At 61.7% G+C, this 18,817-nt stretch carries 19 protein-coding genes; 5 read left to right on the top strand and 14 right to left on the bottom strand.

Features of this window, described 5'->3' with window-relative positions:
* The first annotated feature begins 2 nt into the window (after positions 1-2).
* Both HH303_RS14305 and HH303_RS14300 read left to right on the top strand, forming a co-directional pair.
* Positions 3-806: an ABC transporter permease gene (locus HH303_RS14305; protein ID WP_169626053.1), complete on the top strand. Its 804-nt coding sequence runs from the start codon at positions 3-5 to the stop codon at positions 804-806.
* Positions 803-1,849: an ABC transporter ATP-binding protein gene (locus HH303_RS14300; RefSeq protein WP_169626052.1), complete on the top strand. Its 1,047-nt coding sequence runs from the start codon at positions 803-805 to the stop codon at positions 1,847-1,849. Before HH303_RS14305 ends, HH303_RS14300 begins: the two co-directional genes overlap by 4 nt.
* Before the next feature lie 3 nt (positions 1,850-1,852).
* On the opposite strand, the gene HH303_RS14295 is transcribed toward HH303_RS14300, so the two are convergent.
* From HH303_RS14295 to HH303_RS14240, 12 genes are all read right to left on the bottom strand, one after another.
* Complete coding sequence (locus HH303_RS14295) at positions 1,853-2,581, bottom strand: MBL fold metallo-hydrolase (RefSeq protein ID WP_169626051.1); 729 nt, start codon at positions 2,579-2,581, stop codon at positions 1,853-1,855.
* Positions 2,582-2,651: 70 nt separating this feature from the next.
* On the bottom strand, positions 2,652-3,764 hold the full coding sequence (locus tag HH303_RS14290) for an ABC transporter permease (RefSeq protein ID WP_169626050.1): 1,113 nt from the start codon (positions 3,762-3,764) through the stop codon (positions 2,652-2,654).
* A 2-nt stretch (positions 3,765-3,766) separates the two neighbouring features.
* Positions 3,767-4,900, bottom strand: a complete 1,134-nt coding sequence (locus HH303_RS14285) for an ABC transporter permease (protein WP_169626049.1) — start codon at positions 4,898-4,900, stop codon at positions 3,767-3,769.
* The gene (locus HH303_RS14280; protein WP_169626048.1) at positions 4,893-6,653 is read right to left on the bottom strand and encodes an ATP-binding cassette domain-containing protein; all 1,761 of its coding nucleotides are present in this window, start codon (positions 6,651-6,653) and stop codon (positions 4,893-4,895) included. Before HH303_RS14280 ends, HH303_RS14285 begins: the two co-directional genes overlap by 8 nt.
* A gap of 3 nt (positions 6,654-6,656) precedes the next feature.
* On the bottom strand, positions 6,657-7,694 hold the full coding sequence (gene hlyD, locus HH303_RS14275; protein ID WP_169626047.1) for a secretion protein HlyD: 1,038 nt from the start codon (positions 7,692-7,694) through the stop codon (positions 6,657-6,659).
* Complete coding sequence (locus HH303_RS14270; protein ID WP_169626046.1) at positions 7,691-8,365, bottom strand: CerR family C-terminal domain-containing protein; 675 nt, start codon at positions 8,363-8,365, stop codon at positions 7,691-7,693. The genes hlyD and HH303_RS14270 overlap by 4 nt, the downstream gene beginning before the upstream one ends.
* Before the next feature lie 82 nt (positions 8,366-8,447).
* A complete protein-coding gene (gene queF / locus HH303_RS14265; protein WP_169626045.1) occupies positions 8,448-8,915 on the bottom strand; it encodes a preQ(1) synthase in 468 nt (155 codons plus the stop codon).
* Positions 8,916-8,993: 78 nt separating this feature from the next.
* Positions 8,994-9,422, bottom strand: a complete 429-nt coding sequence (locus HH303_RS14260) for a VOC family protein (RefSeq protein WP_169626044.1) — start codon at positions 9,420-9,422, stop codon at positions 8,994-8,996.
* A 23-nt stretch (positions 9,423-9,445) separates the two neighbouring features.
* Positions 9,446-10,435: a N(2)-acetyl-L-2,4-diaminobutanoate deacetylase DoeB gene (gene doeB / locus HH303_RS14255; RefSeq protein WP_169626043.1), complete on the bottom strand. Its 990-nt coding sequence runs from the start codon at positions 10,433-10,435 to the stop codon at positions 9,446-9,448.
* 77 nt (positions 10,436-10,512) lie between these two features.
* Positions 10,513-11,883: an aspartate aminotransferase family protein gene (locus tag HH303_RS14250; RefSeq protein WP_169626042.1), complete on the bottom strand. Its 1,371-nt coding sequence runs from the start codon at positions 11,881-11,883 to the stop codon at positions 10,513-10,515.
* A 4-nt stretch (positions 11,884-11,887) separates the two neighbouring features.
* Entirely contained in the window at positions 11,888-13,381 is a 1,494-nt protein-coding gene (locus HH303_RS14245; protein ID WP_169626041.1) for an NAD-dependent succinate-semialdehyde dehydrogenase, read from the bottom strand.
* A 124-nt stretch (positions 13,382-13,505) separates the two neighbouring features.
* Positions 13,506-13,991 carry an Lrp/AsnC family transcriptional regulator gene (locus tag HH303_RS14240; RefSeq protein WP_169626040.1) on the bottom strand — a complete coding sequence of 162 codons (486 nt, stop codon included), beginning with the start codon at positions 13,989-13,991 and terminating at the stop codon, positions 13,506-13,508.
* 88 nt (positions 13,992-14,079) lie between these two features.
* Between HH303_RS14240 and doeA the strand changes: the two genes are divergently transcribed.
* On the top strand, positions 14,080-15,264 hold the full coding sequence (gene doeA / locus HH303_RS14235) for an ectoine hydrolase DoeA (RefSeq protein ID WP_169626039.1): 1,185 nt from the start codon (positions 14,080-14,082) through the stop codon (positions 15,262-15,264).
* Here the strand turns inward: doeA and HH303_RS14230 are convergent.
* Positions 15,261-16,181, bottom strand: a complete 921-nt coding sequence (locus HH303_RS14230; RefSeq protein ID WP_169626038.1) for a LysR family transcriptional regulator — start codon at positions 16,179-16,181, stop codon at positions 15,261-15,263. The two genes, doeA and HH303_RS14230, sit on opposite strands and share 4 nt — an antisense overlap.
* A 106-nt stretch (positions 16,182-16,287) precedes the next feature.
* On the opposite strand from HH303_RS14230, the gene HH303_RS14225 reads away from it, so the two are divergent.
* Positions 16,288-16,887, top strand: a complete 600-nt coding sequence (locus tag HH303_RS14225; protein WP_169626037.1) for a short chain dehydrogenase — start codon at positions 16,288-16,290, stop codon at positions 16,885-16,887.
* A 78-nt stretch (positions 16,888-16,965) separates the two neighbouring features.
* Here HH303_RS14225 and HH303_RS14220 read toward each other — a convergent pair whose 3' ends face one another.
* The gene (locus HH303_RS14220; protein ID WP_169626036.1) at positions 16,966-17,862 is read right to left on the bottom strand and encodes an AraC family transcriptional regulator; all 897 of its coding nucleotides are present in this window, start codon (positions 17,860-17,862) and stop codon (positions 16,966-16,968) included.
* 173 nt (positions 17,863-18,035) lie between these two features.
* Here HH303_RS14220 and HH303_RS14215 point away from each other — a divergent pair, with 173 nt between their 5' ends.
* The gene (locus HH303_RS14215) at positions 18,036-18,794 is read left to right on the top strand and encodes an SDR family NAD(P)-dependent oxidoreductase (protein ID WP_169626035.1); all 759 of its coding nucleotides are present in this window, start codon (positions 18,036-18,038) and stop codon (positions 18,792-18,794) included.
* Positions 18,795-18,817: the final 23 nt, after the last annotated feature.

Genomic DNA, 18,817 nt, shown 5'->3' with positions numbered 1-18,817 from the left:
AAATGAAGCTGCGCCCCGCCAACATACTGTCCGTCCTTTATGCCGCTGCCCTGTACGGGTTCATCTTCCTGCCCGTCGTGGTGCTCGTCCTGTTCAGTTTTCAGGAAAGCCGGATTCCCGTGCCGCCCTTCGATGGGCCCAGCCTGCGCTGGTACGCCGCGATGTTCGCCGACAGCCGGATGATGGAAGCCCTCGGCAACTCGCTTCTGGTCGCGACCCTGTCATCCCTGGTATCGCTGACACTCGGTTTCCTCGCCGCCTATGGGCTGGCGCGGCACAAGCCGCCGGGGACCGGCGCGCTCCGGCTGGTCCTCACCGCGCCGATGACCGTCAGTTACCTGATCATCGCGATGGGCCTTCTGATCACCTTCAACCATTTGGGCATTCCCCGCTCCCTGCTGACCATCGGGATCGGCCATGTCGTGATCAACCTGCCGCTCTGCTTCGCGATCCTGTACAGTCAGATGGGCGATCATCAGGCCAATATCGAGCGCGCCGCCCGCGATCTGGGCGCGTCGGAGGTTCAGGTCATCCTGCTGGTCGCGCTGCCGATGCTGTGGCCCGCCTGTTTCGCGGCCTTCTTCCTGGCCTTCACTTTCAGTTGGGATGAATTCATCATCGCGCTGCTGGTCAGTCGCTTCGACGTGACCCTGCCGGTCGAAATTTGGAATATGTTGCGCAGCGGGCTGAACCCGCAGACCAATGCCGTCGGCAGTTTCGTCTTCCTGATATCCTTCGTTTTCGTGATCGTGCTGGACGTCATCGTCTTCGGCCGCCGCCGTGTTAAAGGAGAATCCGCCAAATGACCGCACCCGGTGTCGAATTTCGGGACGTCACCATGCGCTTCGGCGCCGTCACCGCCGTGGACAAGGTCTCCCTGTCGCTGGACGAGGGCCGATATCTCGTCCTGCTGGGGCCGTCGGGCGGCGGCAAGACGACGCTGTTGAACATGCTGGGCGGTTTCCTGACGCCGAGTGAAGGGGCTGTATTGATCGCGGGCGAAGACATCACCCGCCTGCCGCCGGCGAAGCGTCCGACGACAACGGTATTCCAGGATTATGCGCTATTCCCGCATATGACGATTGCGGCCAATGTCGGGTTCGGCCTGCGCATGCGCGGCGTATCCGCCGCCGACCGCGCACCGAAAGTGAAAGCCGCGCTTGAAATGGTCGGCCTGGGCGACGCCGGGTCCCGTAAACCGCATGAACTGTCCGGCGGACAGCGCCAGCGGGTTGCGCTGGCGCGCTCCCTCGTCGTGGAACCGAAGGTTCTGCTGCTCGACGAACCGCTGGGGGCGCTGGACCTGAAGCTGCGCCGTCAAATGCAGGAAGAACTGAAGACGATCCAGCGCCGTGTCGGGTCGACCTTCGTGCATGTCACGCACGACCAGGAAGAAGCCATGGCCATCGCCGACGAAATCGTCGTGATGAACGGCGGCCGAATCGAAGACCGCGGCACGCCGGAACGCATTTACCTGACCCCGCGCACCAAGTTTTCCGCCGCCTTTATGGGCGAGAATAATTTGCTGGACGCCACATTCACGACGGCGGGCGCGGAAACGAAGATCGGCACATTCCCCCTGCCCGGCGGAACCGAAACCACCGGTGCGGCGGCCCTGTCGCTGCGTCCCGAACACATCGCCACCGACCCCGGCGACAATCGGGTTCCGGCGGGGTCCGTCATTGTGGAGGAAGTCAGCTTCTTCGGCCCCTTCCATCAGGTGCTCGCCCGTCACGAGACGGCGGGGATTCCGATGCGCCTGCGCCTGTCGCAGCATGCGGAATCCAAAGTCGGGGACAGCCTGTCTCTCTATCTCGATCCCACCTTGCTGGTGCCGGTCCTGCCGTAAGGCTTACGCGCCTTTTTCCGTCAGAAAGGCGTCGATCAGATCGAGATAGCGCTTGCCGTCGAAGCTGCCGAAATGCCCGCCATGCACGACGCGCACGGGCAGGTCGCGAATCCGTTTCATCGTCGCGATGTATTCCGGGATGTCGGAATGGAACGCATCGTCGATCAACGGCCCGTCATAAACGGTGTCGCCGGAAAACAGCACGCCCGTCCCGCGTTCGAACAGCATGATACCGCCCGGCGAATGACCGGGACAGTGAATGACCTCAAACACCCGGTCGCCCAGATCGACCATGTCGCCGTCCTCCAGGACACGGGTCGCCGGGGCGGGTTCCACCGCATAGGTTTCGGACCGATACGGTTCCGGTGGCAAAGCGTCGAAGATATCGTCGGTGACATAGGGATCGGCCAATGTGTCATGGTTCGTCGGATTGGCCAGGATCGACGCTTCGGCACGGTGCACACAGCGGTCGGGGAATTCGTGGTGGCAGCCGATATGATCGAAATGGATATGACTCGCCACGGCGGTCAGGGATTTTTCCGTCACCAGGGGGATGTGTCGACGCAGGCTGACCACGCCCATGCCGCTATCGACCAGCATGTCCCGATCGCGACCGCGAATGTGCCAAATGTTACAGCGATAGAATGCCTTGATGAAGGGTTCCTCGATCAGGGTGACATCGTCGCCCCGGCTTTCGGTGCGATACCATTTTTCGGCGGCAATACGCTGCATAACGACCCTTTCAACGGAAAATGCGATACGGGAAAATCGAGGCTTCACGCAGGCCTGTCAACCTAACCCGTCACTCTAGGCGGGCGCGCACGAAGACGATCGATCCGGTCAACGTCACCAAGGCAATCACAGCCATGGGCCAGGCGCTCGCCAAGACGTCGGATAAGGGCAGCGCCTTTGTAAAACTGCCTTCCACGATCGTCATGAAATGGGTCAGAGGAATCGCCTGCGCCATCCATTGCAGGACATCCGGCATGTTTTCGACGGGCGTCGCGAAACCGGACATCAGCACCATCGGCACCCCGACGGCGAAGGTCCCCAGAATCGCCTGCTGCTGCGTGGCGCAGAGGGAGGATATGGCCAATCCGATTCCCACCACGGACAGGGTGAACAGGCTCAGGCACGCGATCAGCAAGGGGAAGGACCCGGTGAAGGGAACCCCGAATACGAAACGCCCGGCCAGAACCATCATTGTACCCAGGATCGATCCCAGCAGGACCGAAGGAATCGTCTTCGCCGCGATAATTTCCAGCGGCGTCGCGGGGGACACCATCAATTGGTCGAAGGTTCCCAATTCCCGTTCCCGCGATATCGACAGGGCGGTGATCAGCAAGGTGATGAACATGGTCAGCACCCCGGCCAGCCCCGGCAGGACATACCATCGATAAATCAGATTCGGATTGAACCAATGCCGCACGGCGACCGTGTCCGAGGGAGGAAGGGCCGTCGGCTTTAAATCCGCGTTCAACCCGGCGACGATCCGGTTCAGATAGCCATAGGCGATCTGCCCGGCATTGGCACTACGCCCGTCGACGATGACCTGTACCGTGCCGGTTCCGCCTGCCGATACAGTGCTGGAAAAATCGTCGGCGATGACCAGCCCGACCAGCACTTCCTTACGGGAGACCATATCGGTCATTTCGGCATTACCGTGGACCGGGACCGCCTCCCGGACGAAGTCCGCCGCAGCGACCCGCTGGACCAATTCGTGGGACCAGCGTCCATTGTCCATGTCGTAGACGCCGATGCGGATATTCGTGACCTCCAGCGTCATGGCGAAGGCGAAGACCGTCAGTTGGATGAAGGGCGGGCCGAGCAGGATAAAACGGCTGCGTGGGTCCCGCAGGACACTCAACAATTCCTTCACGATCTGGGCGCGGAGGCGGGTCAGCATCTGACGCATGGTTACAGATCCAACCGCTTTTTGGTCCGGCTGCGCGCCAGCAGGAAGAAAGCCGTCCCGATGGCCAGCATCGCCAGCATATTGGGCAGGAACATCGACCAGACATCGCCGGACAGGAAGACCGTTTGCAGCACCGGCACGAAATAGCGCGCGGCAACGACATGGCTGACCAGTCGGATCGCCACCGGCATGGAATCGATCTCGAATAAAAACCCGGACAGCAGCAGCGCCGGCAGGAAGGCCGACAGCAAGGCCAGTTGCGCGGCAACAAACTGGTTGCGCGCCCAGGCGGATATCAACAACCCCTGCCCCAGCGCGGGCACCAGAAAAGCGGCGGACATCGCGAACAGCGCGGCCCAACTGCCCCGCAGCGGTATCCCGAACAACTGCGTCGCCAAAATCGTGCAGACCCCGGTCGCAATGAGGCCCAACAAGAAATAGGGCAGCAGCTTGCCGATCAGGATTTCGACCGACCCGACCGGGGTGGACAGGATCGCCTCCATCGTGCCGCGCTCCCATTCGCGGGCAATCACCAGGGCCGTCAGCAAGGTCCCGATGATCGTCATGACGATGGCAATCGCCCCCGGAATAAGGGCGCGGCGTGTTTCCAATTCCGCGTTGAACCAAAAGCGCGGAACCAGCTCAACGGCGCTTGGCGCTGAAATACCCTTCGCCGCGAGGCGGGTTTGCAACCAGGTCAACACGACTCCTTGCGCATATTGCTGCACAAAATTCGCGGTATTCGGGCGCGACCCGTCGGTCACGATCTGTACCAACGGCGTTTCGCCCAATTCCAACCGCCGTTCGAAATCCTGCGGGATAACGATGAAGCCATGCAGTTTCCCCGACACAACCGCAGCGGAAACGCTGTCCCTTTCGCGGGCGGGCGTGACCGTGAAATAGCGGCTGCCGGAAAAAGACGCGGCCAAATCATGCGCTGCCGCCCCATCGGATTCCAACACCACACCGACGGGAATATTCCGAATGTCCAGCGACACCGCATAGGCGAACAAGAACAGCAGCACGACCGGCAGGACGAAGGCGATCATCATGGCGGACGGATCGCGCAGAACCTGCACGGTTTCCTTTCGCACCAGCGCCGCCAATCGTCGCGGGGACAAGGCCGTCCTAGCCATTGGCGTCCTCCTGCTCGATCAGGCGGATAAACGCCTCTTCCATCGTCGGGTCGGGTTTCTCCTCGGTCGCAGCCTGTCGTTTCAGGGCATCCGGCGTGTCCAGCGCAATTAGCCGCGCCTTGTACATCAGGGCGACCCGGTCGCAATACTCCGCCTCATCCATGAAATGGGTCGTCACCAGTACCGTGACGCCCTTCCCCACCAGCCCGTTGATATGGGTCCAGAATTCCCGCCGCGTGATCGGATCGACGCCGGAGGTCGGTTCATCCAGAAACAGGACCGGCGGTCGGTGCATCAGCGAACAGGCCAGCGCCAGCCGCTGCTTGTATCCCAGGGACAAATCCCCCGGCGCCGCGTCCAGAAACGGTCCCAGTTGAAAGGTCTCCACCATCTCCTCGATCCGGTCGTGCCGAACCGATCCGGGCAGGCCATAGATTCCGGCGAAGAAATCCAGATTCTGCCGAACGTTCAAAAGACCGTAGAGCGAAAATTTCTGTGCCATATAGCCCAGTTGCGTTTTCGCCGCGCTCGTCGCGCGACGCAGATCCAGGCCGGTGACCGTCGCCCGCCCCGATGTCGGTTTCAACAAGCCGCACAGCATCTTGAACGTGGTCGACTTCCCCGCTCCGTTGGGTCCCAGAAGACCGAAAACTTCCCCCCTGCGCACGTCGAAGCTCACGGTATCCGTCGCCGTGAAGGACCCGAACCGTTTCGTCAGATCGTTGCAGGACACGGACACATCGCTGACGGACTCGACCGGTTCCATCCTTTCCGCCAAGACGGATCGCCCGCCCGGCCCGCCGCCCAGCAAGTCGACAAAGGCGTCTTCAAAACGCGGCGGCACGGCGGCGAGGTCGGCGCCTTCCGCGCTCGCAAAATCCTCCAATGCATCCGCCGATACGCCGTCCCGCCCGACCAGGCGCACCGCATGCCCCTGGATCGTCCCGTCGGCAACGGTCGGCAGGTCGAGCGCTCTGGTCAGCAGTCCGCGTCGGTTTTCCGTCACGCCGCGCAAATGATAGGTCCGCCCCGACAGTCGATTCGTCAGGTCGTCCGGCGGACCGTCGAAAATCAATTCGCCCTCGCTTAACAACAAAACGGTGTCGCAGCGTTCCGCCTCGTCCAGATAGGCGGTCGACCAGACAACGGCCATGCCGTCATCGGTCAGCGCCTGGACCATGGCCCACAGGTCCTGACGGCTGACCGGGTCGACGCCGACGCCCGGCTCGTCCAGTAACAGGACGTCCGGCGTCCCCATAAGCGCACAGGCGAGCCCAAGCTTTTGCTTCATACCGCCGGACAGATTACCCGCCAGCCGTCCGGTGAACGGTCCCAGCCGGGTGAAATCGAGTAGCCGATCGAACAATGTCCGCCGATCCCCCGCCGGGATGTTCCGCAAGCTGGCATAGAGCGCCAGGTTTTCCTGAACGGTCAGGTCTTCGTAAAGGCCGAAACGCTGCGGCATATAGCCGATATGGTCCGACAGGCCGGGGTCTTCCGCCGCCACGTCGAATCCGGCAGTCGTGATGCGGCCTTCCGTGGGCACCATGAGCCCCGCCATCATGCGGATCAGCGTCGTCTTCCCCGCACCGTCCGGGCCGACCAGCCCGGTCAGACGACCGGGTTCGATCCGTGCGGAAACGCCCCGCAGAACGTCAACCGTGCCAAACCGTTTGCCGACAGCGTCCAGTATCACGCCACCGGTTGCGGCGATCCCTTCCTTTGCGCGGGACTCAATGGCCGCATCAGACATGGATCAGTTTCCGGCAGCCGAACTGCGAACCCGTACCGTCACGGGCATGCCTTGATACAGCCCGGTATCGTCACCCTGGACGACAATCCGCAGGCGATAAACGAGATCGGTGCGCAGGTCCGTGGTTTCCACCGATTTCGGCGTGAATTCGGCGCGCGGCGATACGAAACCGATCTGACCGTCATAAACATGGTCCGAGGAGTCGGTGCGGATTTCGACCGACGTTCCCGGTGCCAATCGGCCCAACTCTTTCTCCCCCGCATAGGCGCGAATATAGACCGGATCGCGCAGCGACAGGGAATACACGGCGCTGCCCGCCGCAACCATGCTGCCCGGCTCGCGGATTCGCGATAGAACGACGGCATCCGACGGGGTCGACAGTTTCGTGTCGGACAGGGCCGTCTTCGCCTGGGCCAAACGGGCCTCCGCCGCCGCCAGGGCAGCCTCCGCCGCCGCGATATCTTCCTTGCGCGCACCATCGTTCAACAACGCCAGGGATTCCCAGCGCGCCGCCAGCAAGGCCCGTGCCTCGTCCCGCGCCGCCTGGGCGGCATCGACCGCCCCCTCGCTGACCGTCTTGGACCCGAACAATTGCAGCTTTCGCTCATAATCCCGGTCGGCATTGCGCAGGGTCGCTTCCGTTTGCCGGACCAGGGCCTCTGCCTGGGCGATCTCCTCCGGGCGGTTGCCCGCGACCAGCTTGTCCAGCTCCGCCTGCGATTGCCGCACGGCAGCTTCGGCAGCGGCCAGGGCATCCCGATAGGTCGCGGCATCCAGTTCCGCCATCACGCTGCCCGCCTTCACCGTGTCGCCTTCATCGAACGCCATGGAATCGACCCGGCCCGCCTGTCGAAAGGCGAGTTCGAGTTCGCGGATATCCACATTGCCGTACAGAACGATTACCGCTCCATCCTCGCCATTACCCTCGATCCAGGACAGCGCCCGCTGCCGCGCTTCCGGGACCAGCGCCAGGACACCCGCCGCGCCGATAACGGTAATCAGGACGACGGCACGGATGATTTTGGGTCCGCTGATGCTCATGGTGCATGCTCCGTTTCCGCGAAAAGGCGATCCAGGTTGCGGCCGATCCGCGCCCGTATCTCTTCCAATTCCTTATCCCCGATCCGGTCCCATCCGACGAAGCGCATCATTGTCGCATGCGCCACGCGCAGGACCAGCACCTGCCCGACCAGGGTAATGACCAACAGCTTCGGATCGCCAAGACGGCCTGCCGGGTCCAACACGTTCACCAACCGGGCCATCGTCGTCAGCGCCGGGGCCATGATACCGTCGTAGATTTTCAAGAAGGCGGGTCCGGGCGATTGCTGTTCGCGCACGATCAGTTGCGCCCAATTGGCGGCGTCCTCACGGGCCAGCAAGCCGATCATGGCACCCAACATACGTTTCAACGCGAATAGGCTGGCGGCGGGATCGTCCTCTACTCGGTTCGCCTCGATCGCGTGGAAGATCGGTAAGACCTCCGTCCCCATCCGATCCGCAATGGACTGGATCGCCGCGTCGTACAGACCTTGCTTATTCGCAAAATGGTATTTGATCAGCGCCTGATTCACGCCCGCTTCCTGGGCGATGGCGCGCGTGCTGGCGGCCTGAAACCCATCGCGTCCAAAGACCGCAACGGCGGCCCGGATCAGGGCGTCCTTGGTCGCGTCCGCGCGGGGCCTTTGCGCCGGATTTGGTATTGGGGTCGTCATTCGATCACCTCATGCCTCGGCATGAAATTAATCAAACGATTAAATTAGTCAATCGATTAAAAATCGATGTGAAGCGACCCGGTCAACCCCGCCCACGATAGGGCGGCACGCCTTGATCCGGAATCCAGACGCCGTCCGGCGCCACTCCGGTCTGATAGAAGACGTCGATCGGCATGCCGCCGCGCGGATACCAATATCCCCCGATCCTCAGCCAATTCGGGATCAGCAAATCCACCAGACGCTTAGCGATGGACACCGTGCAGTCTTCATGAAACGCACCGTGGTTCCGAAACGACCCCAGGAACAGTTTCAGCGATTTGCTCTCTACCAGCCACTGGTCGGGCACGTAATCGATGGTCAGATGCGCGAAGTCGGGCTGTCCCGTAATGGGGCAGAGGGAAGTGAATTCCGGCGCCGTGAAGCGGACGCAATACAGGGTGCCCGCCTGGGGGTTCGCGACCTTTTCCAGTTCCGCTTCCTCCGGGGAGGCCGGAAGGGCGGCCGCCGCCCCCAACTGTTTCAGACCCGAATAGATATCGTCCTGGCTCATGACATGCCTCCTTCACCGTATGAGACGGGGGATACTGCCAATCAGGACCGATGAAAAGGGTCCGTGAAAAGATATGGATCAGTCCGGCAGTCGGATGCTGCCGTCCTCGGCGATCGGAAATCCGGGATTCCAGGCAACTTCCCACAGATGACCGTCCGGATCGGCGAAATAGCCGCTATAGCCGCCCCAGAAGACTTCTTCCGCCGGTTTGACGATGGTCGCCCCCGCCGTTTCAGCCTCTGCCATCACGGTATCGACCTCGTCCTTGCTGCGCGTATTGTAGGCTAGGGATACGCCGCGAAAGCCGGGCATGCCGGTATCGGGAACCGTCGCATCCTTCGCCAGTTCCGCATGCGGGAACAGGCCGAAGATCATGCCGCCCGCCTGAAAGAACACGACCCCGTCCAGTTCCGGCATGGATCGCTTCCAGCCCAACCGTTCATAGAATTCGCGGCTGGCGGTCAGGTCGGTAACGCCCAAGGTGACTAGGCTGATACGTTGTTCCATGCTGATCCTCTCTAAGCAGGTCCCTATACTGGGACGGCGATCACCGCGACGATGTCGCCCATCGAAATGATCCCGGGGAAATGGCGGCCCGTGAAGACGCCGGAAATTCCGGCGTGATACAGGGCGGGCGGTCTGCCACTGCGGGTGGTTTCGTGCACCACCGCGATGACCTGGCCTTCTTCCACCGTATCGCCCAATTCCACCGTATATTCGATCAGCCCCGGCGTGTCGCAGGACACGTAGCAACGGCCATCCGGCATATCGAGTTGCAGGGTGGGTCGATACTCGATCTCCCCCGCGAGGACACCGGCATGGATCAGGAAGTTTTCCACCCCGCGCTTCGCGATCGCGGTCGTGCGGGCATTGGCGGACCCGCCGCCGCCCAGTTCCGTCGAGACGAAGACACGGCCCAGCTCTTCCGCCGCCGTGTCGTACATGCCGACCGCGTCGATTTCCAGCAGCATCAGGGAATAGGGCGCATTGAAGGCCTTCATCGCCTCGATGCAGCGTTTTTCCTGCGCCTTGTCGGGCAGAACGTGGCAGGCCGCGAAGGGTACGAATTCCAACGTCCGCCCGCCGGAATGGATATCCAATACGTAATCGGCCCGCGACAGAATCTGGTTTTGGAAGAAATCCGCGATCTTTTCCGTCACCGTCCCGTCCGGGCGACCGGGAAAGGTGCGGTTCAGGTTCCCGCCGTCGATGGGGGAGGTGCGCTTTCGCGCCTGAAAGGCCGGATAGTTGAAGGCCGGAACGATAATAACGCGCCCGGACACATCCTGCGGATCGATGCGGGATGCCAGATCGAACAGGGCGATCGGCCCTTCATATTCGTCGCCATGGTTGCCCCCCGTCAGCACGGCCGTGGGTCCGGTCCCGTTCTTGACCACGGTGATGGGAATCATCAGCGACCCCCAAGCGGAATCGTCGTGGCTGTACGGTAGTTTCAGAAATCCGTGCTGAACGCCGTCCTGGTCGAAATCGACGGTCGGCGAGATCGGGTTTGTGGCCATATACGCTCCCTCTACGAACCGTTCCCTCCCTCATCCGGCCGGGAGGGAACGGTCCAGACTAGTGCATTCGCAAAACCTTAGCCAAGCACGGAGACGACGGCGTCTTTCACGATACCGACGATCTTGTCCGCTTCGGCTTCGGTCAGGCACAGCGGCGGCGCGAAGCCCAGAATATCGCCCTGCGGCATGGCCCGCGTGATCAGACCGCGTTCCAGCGCGGCCGCTGACAGGGTCGGCCCGATCTTCTTCGAGGGATCGAAGAATTTGCGGTCGGCCTTGTCCTCGACGAATTCGACGGCGGCCATCAGGCCCTCGCCGCGCACCTCACCCACATTCGGATGATCGGCCAGCGCATCTTGCATCGCCTTGTTGAAATAGGCCCCGACCTTGCCCGCATTGTCGACGAGACCCAGTCGGTCGATCAGTTCCAGATTGGCCACCCCGGCGGCGGCGCAAATCGGATGCGCGGAATAGGTCCAGCCGTGGCCGATGGGTCCCAATTCGTCGGACCCTTTCTCCAGGACCTTCCACACCCGATCATGAACGATGGTCCCCGACAGCGGCGCGTAAGCGGAGGTCAGGCCCTTCGCGATCGTCACCAAATCCGGATCCATGCCGTAATGGGCCGACCCGAACATGGATCCCAAACGCCCGAAGCCGGTCACGACCTCGTCCGCGATCAGCATGACGTCGTATTTCTTCAGGACTGCCTGGATCTTCTCCCAATAGCCCGCCGGCGGCGGCACGATCCCGCCGGTGCCCAGAACGGGTTCCCCGATGAAGGCGGCGACCGTGTCCGGGCCCTCGGCCAGGATCAGTTCCTCCAGCTTGTCGGCGCAATGCTGGGCAAACTGCTCCGGCGTCTGATCCGGGTTTTCGCGGCGGAAGTAATAGGGCGCTTCGGTATGGACGATGGGCGCGCGCGGCAGGTCGAACTTGTTGTGGAACAGCGCCAGCCCGGTCAGCGACCCGGTCATAACGCCCGACCCGTGATAGCCGCGCCACCGGGAAATGATTTTCTTCTTTTCCGGGCGGCCCAGCACGTTGTTCACGTACCAGACCAATTTGATATTCGTTTCGTTCGCGTCCGACCCGGACAGGCCGTAGTAAACGTGGTTCAGGCCTTCCGGTGCACGCTCCGCAATCATATGGGACAGGCGGATCGCGGGTTCCGACGCATGCCCGACATAGGCATGGTAATAGGCAAGCTTATGCGCCTGCTCCGCGATGGCCTCGGCGATCTCCGTCCGGCCATAGCCGACATTGACGCAATAGAGGCCCGCGAATCCGTCGAGGCTTTCCTTACCGTCCGCGTCTTTGATGTAGACGCCGCTGCCGGTTTCGATGATCCGATGCGGGGTTTCGCCGCGCGCATGCGCGCCCATCGCGGTCGACGGGTGGAAGAAATGGTCCCGGTCCCAGGCTTCAAGCGGTTCGTTTCTCAGCATCTCTTTACTCCACTAGGGTTAGGTCGCCGTAGTCCCGGCAGACATATTTCACATCGGTAAAGGCTTCCATGCCCAGGCGCGCGCCTTCGCGGCCCAGGCCCGACTGTTTCATCCCGCCGAAGGGGATCGGGGCGCCGGTGACCTTGGTCCGGTTCACCGCCACCATGCCGTATTGCAGCCCGCGGCTCATCCGGAAAATCCGGCGCGGCTCCATCGTATGCAGATAGGCGACCAACCCGTATTCGGTGTCGTTCGCCCATTTCAGGACCTCGCCTTCCGTATCGAAGGGGGCAATCGCAGCGACGGGACCGAAGGTCTCTTCCCGGAAAATCAGCGCGTCGCGGGGCACGTCGGTCAGCACCGTCGGGCGGAAGAACAGCGGCCCGTGATCCGGCATCGCCTCTCCGCCCGTCAGGCAATGTGCGCCTTTCGATAGAGCGTCGGCGACCTGTTCCTTCTGTTTCTTCACGGCGCCGTCGTTCATCAGGGGCCCGATATCCGGGTCGTCCATGCCATAGCCGACGGTCAGCGCGGCCGTGCGCTCGGCGAAGCGTTTACAGAACGCATCATAGACACCGCGTTGCACGAAGAGTCGGTTGGCGCCCAGGCAATCCTGACCGGAGGTCGCGAATTTCGCCGCGATCGCGCTGTCTACCGCACGGTCGATATCCGCATCGTCGAACACGATGAAGGGCGCGTGACCGCCCAGTTCCAACACCAGCCGTTTCACCGTCGCCGCGCTGCGGGCATAGAGCAGCCGTCCGATATCCGTCGAACCGGTGAAAGACAGGGCGCGAACGCGAACATCGTCGGTCCAGGGTTTCACGATGGTTTCGGGATCGCCGGTCACGACATTGAAGACGCCATCGGGCACCCCCGCCCGGCGCGCCGTTTCCGCCAGCGCCAGCGCCGAAAACGGCGTTTCGGAGGACGGGTGCACGACGACGGTGCAGCCCGCCGCCATGGCCGCCGCGGCCTTGCGGGTAATCATGGCGCAGGGGAAATTCCACGGCGTGATCAGCGCGGCGACGCCGACCGGCTCCCGCCACAGTTCCACCTCCGCATCCGGCAGATGCGAGGTCACGCCCTCGATATTCGGGCGTTTCGTTTCCTCTGCATAAAATTCCATGAAGGCGGCGGCATAATCGATTTCACCACGGGCCTCGGACAACGGCTTGCCCTGTTCCAAAACCATGACCGTCGCCAGGTCCTCGCGCGCGGCTCGCACCTCATCGAACCAGGCACGCAGAATGGCTGCGCGATCCTGCGGCAGCATCGCCGCCCAGGCCGGAAAGGCCGCCTGCGCCGCATCGACGGCGGCACGGCTTTCCGCCGAGGTCATTTCGGGAATATCGCCGATCCGATTGCCGTTACCGGGATCGGTGACCGCGCGACGATTACCGGAGTCGGAGTCCCGCCATATGCCGCCGATGAAAGACTCTGTCTTGAAGAGGGTCGGATCGGACAGCCGATCGCGGGGAGAATGGGTCTCCGTCATCGCAGAATCCTCGCCAGATTTGTAGGTGGTCTCGAAGAAGTGTCGGCACTCTACGGCGACTTGCGGCGAAGAACCCACGCAAGCGCGGCCCCGTGCCCGACGTTTCGCCGAAAGTTAGGGGCGGTCATCGAGGATTCTTCGGCAACACGCGATCCAGCGGGATCGGCGAATGCTTCACCGATTTGGTGACGACGTAGGTGTAATAGCGTTTGATGCCCAGCCCGGCATTCAGCAAATCGTCGACCAGCGTCTGGTACGCCTTGATATCCTGCGTCACCGTCCGCACCATATAGTCGATCCCGCCGCCGACGGCCCAACAATCGACGATTTCGGGAATATCCTGAATGCCGGTTTCAAAACGCCGGAAATCTTCGGTTTTATGGCTGTCCAATTCGACGGACAGCAGGACTTCCGCCGTGCTACCCAGCAATTGTGGGTTGAGGCGTCCTTCAAATCCGACGATCAGGCCCGCATGTTCCAACCGCTTCAACCGGTCCCAACAAGCGGCGGGCGATAGGTTCACCCGCTCCGCCAGGGCCGCCTTGGTGATGCGTCCTTCTGCCTGAAGCACAGTCAAAATCTTCACATCGCGGTTATCCAGCGCGATCATGGACGCTCCTTCGACGGTTCCGTCACACTCTTGTCACGAGAATGCCGCCCATGCAATCTGACGCCGCTTTCAATGTGGAGGGATTGCCATGCCGGGTACCGATCTTCCGTTCTCTCGTCAGGAATATGCCGACCGCCTCGCCAAGACGCGCAAGGCCATGGAGGCGAAAGGGATCGACCTCCTCTGGGTCACCGATCCGTCGAACATGTCCTGGCTGACCGGCTATGACGGTTGGTCCTTCTATGTCCATCAGGGGGTGATCGTTCCCGGCGACGGAATGCCGATCTGGTGGGGCCGGAACCAGGACAGCAACGGCGCGGTCCGCACGGTCTATATGCCGGACGAAAACGTCCTGTCCTATCCCGACCATTACGTTCAATCGACCGAACGTCATCCGATGGATCAGCTATCGGGCATCCTGACGGATCGCGGCTGGGGTGGGTTGCGCATCGGGGTCGAACTCGACAACTACTATTTCTCCGCCGCCGCCTTCCTGTCGCTGCAAAAGAACCTGCCCAACGCAACCCTGGTGGATGCGACCGGGTTGGTGAACTGGCAGCGCGGCATCAAGTCGGAAACGGAGCTGTCCTTCATGCGCAAGGCCGCGACCATCGTCGGCCGCATGCATGGGATGATCGCGGATCGGATGGAACCGGGCCTGCGCAAATGCGATCTGGTCGCCGATATCTTCAAGACGGGGATCGCAGGCACGGAAGACTTCGGCGGCGATTATCCGGCCATCGTGCCGCTACTGCCCACCGGCACGGACGCTGCCGCGCCCCACCTGACCTGGGACGACAAGCCGATGCAGTCCGGGGCGGGCACATTCTTCGAAATCGCCGGATGCTATCGGCGTTATCACACACCGCTCAGCCGCACGATCTTCCTTGGCAAGCCGCCGCAATTCCTGGTCGATGCGGAAAAGGCGCTGCTGGATGGGCTGGAGGCCGGTCTGGACGCCGCCCGTGCCGGAAACCGCGCCTGCGACGTCGCCAACGCCCTGGCCGGGGAATTGGCGAAGGCCGGGATCGAACGGTCCGCCCGCTGCGGCTATCCGATCGGGATTTCCTATCCGCCGGATTGGGGCGAACGCACGATCAGCTTCCGCGAAATCGACCAGTCCGAACTGAAACCCGGCATGACCTTCCATTTCATGCCCGGCCTGTGGATGAAGGACTGGGGCCTGGAAATCACCGAAAGCATCCTGATCAAGGACAGCGGCCCGGCCGAATGCCTGACCGACTATCCGCGACCGATGCTGGTGAAGGACTAAGGCACGGCGCCGTCGCTCAACAATTCAGGGCGGGCACGGAACCAATCGCGGACGTGATCCACGAACAGGCGCGTTCGGCGGGGCAGCCGTGCTTCCCGGATATAGACCAAATAGATCGGATCGACCGGCGAGGCATAGCGCGTGAGGATTGGGACGAGAACCCCAGCCTTCACGTCGGGCATTGCCAGATATCGGGGCAGCCTGGCTATTCCGTATCCTTTGACGGCGGCGGCGCGGATCAGCGGGAAATGATTGACCAACAGAGGCCCCGTCACGGCCACGGACATCGCTTCCGCGCTGTCGTAAAAGGTCCAGCGGCTGTCGCGCGCCGTATGTTCGTTTACCAGACAAGGATGGCCCTTCAGGGTGTCCGGGGTTTCGGGCACACCGTGGGCCGCCAGGTAAGACGGCGCGGCGCAGACGATTTCCGAATATCGTCCAAGCGGGATCGCGACCTGATCCGGGTCATCCATCAGGCCCTTTCTTATGGCGACATCCGCCCCGGTTTCCTTCAAATCCCGGTAGTCGTTTTCCAGTTCGATCCGCAATCGGATGGCGGGAAAGGCCTCTCGGAACGATGTCGCGACCTCGGTCATGAAAATCTCTCCGAACGACACCGGCATCGTGACCGACACAGTCCCCGACGGTTCCGTTCCCAAGGCGTTCAATGCTTCGACGGCTTCACCTTCGGCGTTCAGTATCCTGTGCGCATAGTCGATAAGAACCTCGCCCGACTTCGTCAGACTGACGCGGCGTGTGGACCGGTATAATAGCTGCGTGTCCAGGCGCTGTTCCAACCGACTGACCTGTTGGCTCAGGCTCGCTTTCGATTGTCCCGTCGCCCGCGCCGCAGCCGAGAAGCCACCATGGTCTACAACCGTGGCGAAGCTGCACACTTCCATTAGGAATTTGCTCATTGTTCGATTTTCCAAACGCTATGTTCATTATTTACCTAATTATCAAAACAAATATCTCATGCCTATATCCGTCCAACGCAACAACGCGTAGGAAAGGAACACGGCAATGAAAGTCTTGATCGTCGGCGCGACCGGTACCTTGGGAAAGGCGGTCACCGCTGAATTGGGGCAACGTCACGACGTTATCCGGGCCGCGCGATCGGGCGCGGATATCGCGTTGGACATCGCCGACACGACCAGCATCCGCCAGGCCTTCGAAAGGTTGGGGCAAGTCGATGCCGTCGTCAGCACGGCGGGCACCGTAAAATTCGCGGATTTCGCGGAGATGCAGGACGCCGATTACCGGGTCGGCCTGGACAACAAGCTGATGGGACAGGTCAATCTCGTCCTGATCGGGCGTGAATTCGTGCCGGACGGTGGGTCCTTCACGCTGACCACCGGCATCCTGACACACGACCCGATCCGTTACGGCAGTTCGGCATCCATGGTAAATGGCGCGCTGGAATCCTTCGTGAAGGCAGCCGCCATCGAAATCGGCCGAGGGCAGCGCATCAACGCCGTCAGTCCCGGAATGTTGGTTGAATCCGTTCCTAACTACGGGCCGTATTTTCCCGGCCACGATCCCGTTCCCGCCGCGAAGGCGGCCTTGGGTTTCACGAAAAGCGTCGATGGCCTTCAAACCGGTCAGGTTTTCGAAATCTTCTGATCCGGCGGACCCAACACAACAATGTCGGCCATTCGGCGCAACAGCGGCCCGTCAATCGACGGGTCGTTTGTTTCCATCTCACGATGCGCCCTGTCGATCCGCGCGTGGCGATACACCGAACTTGCGGGCGTATTCGCGGCTGAATTGGGTCGGGCTTTCGTACCCGACGGTGAAGGCGATCTCCGTCACCGATCCGGCGCCGCCGATCAGGCGGCTGCGCGCTTCCTGCAAGCGGATATCCTTTTGGAATTGCAGCGGCGTTTTCGCCGTGACCGATTTGAAATGTTCGTGAAAGCTGGACGGGCTCATCCCCGCCAGTTGCGACAGTTCCGCGATCCGGATCGGCGCGGCAATGTCGCTGCGGATTTTCGAAACCGCGCGCGCGATTCGGCTGACATGGCTGTCGCGCAGCATCAGCCGCCGCAACATCGCGCCATGCCCGGCAGACAGCAGCCGGAAATGAATCTCACGCAGGATCAACGGCAACAGCACCCGTTGATCCGACGGTCGCCCGATCAGGTTGAACAGCCTTTCCATCGCGTCGAGCAGATTAGGATCGGTATCGCCCGCCGCAATGGCGACCGATTGCTCCTGAAGCAGATGTTCACTGCCCGGCCCGGTATCCGACAGTTCCGCCGCAAGGCTGCGCATCATGGACAGATCCAGTTCCAGCGCCATGGCGATATAAGGCGCATCCGGGCTGGCCCCCACGATACGCGACACTGTCGGAATATCCAGACTGACGATCAGTGTCTGCCCGGCGGAAAAGCGCACCGGCGCCTCGCCCAGGAAGGATTCCTTCGCCCCCTGTAACACGACACAGGCCAAAGGCTTATAGAGCGTCGGTTCAATCCGCGTTTCCTCCCGGCACCGAACCAAGGTGAAGCCCGGGATTTCCGTTCCGAACGGGATTTCGCCAACCTCAACCCTGTCTGCGTGCCGCCAGATGCGGTCCTTTAAATCCGTCTCCACCATTCAACACCTCACCTTTTGTCGGATGAATAGTACAACAAACGAGGCAACACATAAGAGATTGCCGCATCGTATTGGAGGAATAGGCAACTCTTTCGGATTAACCGGCAGGCACCGGCAAGAAGGTGCGGTTACGGTTCGGGAATTCCAATCCCGAACCAAAACAGGAACCGATCATGTCCAAGAAAATCGCACTCATTACCGGCGGAAGCCGGGGCCTTGGCCAGAATGCGGCCCTTCACCTCGCCGACAAAGGCGTCGATATCGTCCTGACGTATCGGAATGCAAAGGACGCAGCGGACGCGACGGTCGCGGAGATCGAGGCCCGTGGCGGGAAGGCCGTCGCCTTACAGCTCGACACCACGGACACGTCCGCCTTCAGTCGTTTCGCCAGCACCCTTGCCTCGGTTTTGGACGATACCTGGGGACGCAGCGATATCGACTTTCTGGTCAACAATGCCGGCAGCGGCATTCTGAAACCTTTTCCGGATACAACGGAAGGCGATCTCGACCGGATGTATTCGGAACATGTGAAGGGGCCGTATCTGCTGACGCAACGGCTGTTGCCGATGATCGCGGATGGCGGGCGTATCCTGAACGTATCGTCCGGTCTCGCGCGGTTCGCCTATGCCGGTTATTCCGCCTATGGCGGGATGAAAGGCGCGATTGAGGTCATTACCCGCTACATGGCCGCCGAACTGGCCCCGCGTGGAATCGCCGTCAATGTCATCGCACCCGGCGCCATCGAAACGGATTTCGGGGGCGGCGTCGTCCGGGATATCCCGGATATCAACAAGGCCGTCGCATCGTCCATCGCGATGGGACGGGCCGGACTGCCCGACGATATCGGGGAAGCGGTCGCCGGTATCCTCACCGGCATGAGCCAATGGATGACCGCGCAACGGATTGAAGTGTCGGGCGGCCAGAACCTCTGAGCGGCACGCACTGTCCCTAAAGA

Origin of the sequence: Pacificispira spongiicola, from assembly GCF_012926505.1 — a bacterium.
Taxonomy (GTDB): domain Bacteria; phylum Pseudomonadota; class Alphaproteobacteria; order UBA8366; family Aestuariispiraceae; genus Pacificispira; species Pacificispira spongiicola.
This window is presented reverse-complemented; position numbering and strand designations above follow the sequence as displayed.

What these genes read in the sequence shown, in the direction of transcription:
- HH303_RS14305 (WP_169626053.1), top strand. Translation starts at nt 3, where the DNA reads ATGAAGCTGCGCCCCGCCAACATACTGTCCGTCCTTTATGCCGCTGCC.
- HH303_RS14300 (WP_169626052.1), top strand. Translation starts at nt 803, where the DNA reads ATGACCGCACCCGGTGTCGAATTTCGGGACGTCACCATGCGCTTCGGC.
- HH303_RS14295 (WP_169626051.1), bottom strand. Translation starts at nt 2,581, where the DNA reads ATGCAGCGTATTGCCGCCGAAAAATGGTATCGCACCGAAAGCCGGGGC.
- HH303_RS14290 (WP_169626050.1), bottom strand. Translation starts at nt 3,764, where the DNA reads ATGCGTCAGATGCTGACCCGCCTCCGCGCCCAGATCGTGAAGGAATTG.
- HH303_RS14285 (WP_169626049.1), bottom strand. Translation starts at nt 4,900, where the DNA reads ATGGCTAGGACGGCCTTGTCCCCGCGACGATTGGCGGCGCTGGTGCGA.
- HH303_RS14280 (WP_169626048.1), bottom strand. Translation starts at nt 6,653, where the DNA reads ATGTCTGATGCGGCCATTGAGTCCCGCGCAAAGGAAGGGATCGCCGCA.
- hlyD (WP_169626047.1), bottom strand. Translation starts at nt 7,694, where the DNA reads ATGAGCATCAGCGGACCCAAAATCATCCGTGCCGTCGTCCTGATTACC.
- HH303_RS14270 (WP_169626046.1), bottom strand. Translation starts at nt 8,365, where the DNA reads ATGACGACCCCAATACCAAATCCGGCGCAAAGGCCCCGCGCGGACGCG.
- queF (WP_169626045.1), bottom strand. Translation starts at nt 8,915, where the DNA reads ATGAGCCAGGACGATATCTATTCGGGTCTGAAACAGTTGGGGGCGGCG.
- HH303_RS14260 (WP_169626044.1), bottom strand. Translation starts at nt 9,422, where the DNA reads ATGGAACAACGTATCAGCCTAGTCACCTTGGGCGTTACCGACCTGACC.
- doeB (WP_169626043.1), bottom strand. Translation starts at nt 10,435, where the DNA reads ATGGCCACAAACCCGATCTCGCCGACCGTCGATTTCGACCAGGACGGC.
- HH303_RS14250 (WP_169626042.1), bottom strand. Translation starts at nt 11,883, where the DNA reads ATGCTGAGAAACGAACCGCTTGAAGCCTGGGACCGGGACCATTTCTTC.
- HH303_RS14245 (WP_169626041.1), bottom strand. Translation starts at nt 13,381, where the DNA reads ATGACGGAGACCCATTCTCCCCGCGATCGGCTGTCCGATCCGACCCTC.
- HH303_RS14240 (WP_169626040.1), bottom strand. Translation starts at nt 13,991, where the DNA reads ATGATCGCGCTGGATAACCGCGATGTGAAGATTTTGACTGTGCTTCAG.
- doeA (WP_169626039.1), top strand. Translation starts at nt 14,080, where the DNA reads ATGCCGGGTACCGATCTTCCGTTCTCTCGTCAGGAATATGCCGACCGC.
- HH303_RS14230 (WP_169626038.1), bottom strand. Translation starts at nt 16,181, where the DNA reads ATGAGCAAATTCCTAATGGAAGTGTGCAGCTTCGCCACGGTTGTAGAC.
- HH303_RS14225 (WP_169626037.1), top strand. Translation starts at nt 16,288, where the DNA reads ATGAAAGTCTTGATCGTCGGCGCGACCGGTACCTTGGGAAAGGCGGTC.
- HH303_RS14220 (WP_169626036.1), bottom strand. Translation starts at nt 17,862, where the DNA reads ATGGTGGAGACGGATTTAAAGGACCGCATCTGGCGGCACGCAGACAGG.
- HH303_RS14215 (WP_169626035.1), top strand. Translation starts at nt 18,036, where the DNA reads ATGTCCAAGAAAATCGCACTCATTACCGGCGGAAGCCGGGGCCTTGGC.